Raw genomic sequence first — 702 nt, 5'->3', positions numbered from 1 at the left:
CCGGGTCTGGACCGGGTCGATGTGGTCCAGCCCGCCACCTTCGCCATCATGGTCTCCCTCGCCGCCCTATGGCAGTCCCACGGCATCCACCCCGACGCCGTCATCGGCCACTCCCAAGGCGAAATCGCCGCCGCCTGCGTCGCCGGAGTCCTCACCCTCCACGACGCCGCCAAAATCGTCACCCTCCGCAGCCAGACCATCGCCCACCACCTCGCCGGACACGGCGCCATGATGTCCCTCGCCGCCCCCGCCGACACCATCGACCTCACCCCCTGGCCCAACCAACTCTGGATCGCCGCCCACAACGGCCCCAACACCACCGTCATCGCCGGCGACACCGACGCCCTCCACCAACTCCACACCCACTACACCCAACACAACATCCGAGCCCGCATCATCCCCGTCGACTACGCCTCCCACACCGGCCACGTCGACACCATCAAAACCCCCCTCCACCACCTCCTCACCACATCACCCCCCACCCCGCCACCACCCCCTGGCTCTCCACCGTCACCGGCCAATGGATCAACCCCCACACCCTCGACCCCGGCTACTGGTACCAAAACCTCCGCCAACCCGTCCACTTCCACACCGCCATCCGCACCCTCGCCCAACAAGGCCACCACACCTACCTCGAAATCAGCCCCCACCCCGTCCTGACCACCGCCATCCAAGACACCCTCGAAACCGAAACCACACCCC

At 67.4% G+C, this 702-nt stretch carries 1 pseudogene; it reads left to right on the top strand.

Features of this window, described 5'->3' with window-relative positions:
• Positions 1 to 48 precede the first annotated feature (48 nt).
• Positions 49 to 702, top strand: a pseudogene (locus tag AXW62_RS47180) (acyltransferase domain-containing protein); the annotation flags it as partial.

The organism is Streptomyces hygroscopicus subsp. hygroscopicus (genome assembly GCF_001553455.1).
GTDB lineage: Bacteria > Actinomycetota > Actinomycetes > Streptomycetales > Streptomycetaceae > Streptomyces > Streptomyces hygroscopicus.
Note: the sequence above shows the minus strand (reverse complement) of the source record. Positions and strands in the feature narration are given on the sequence as shown.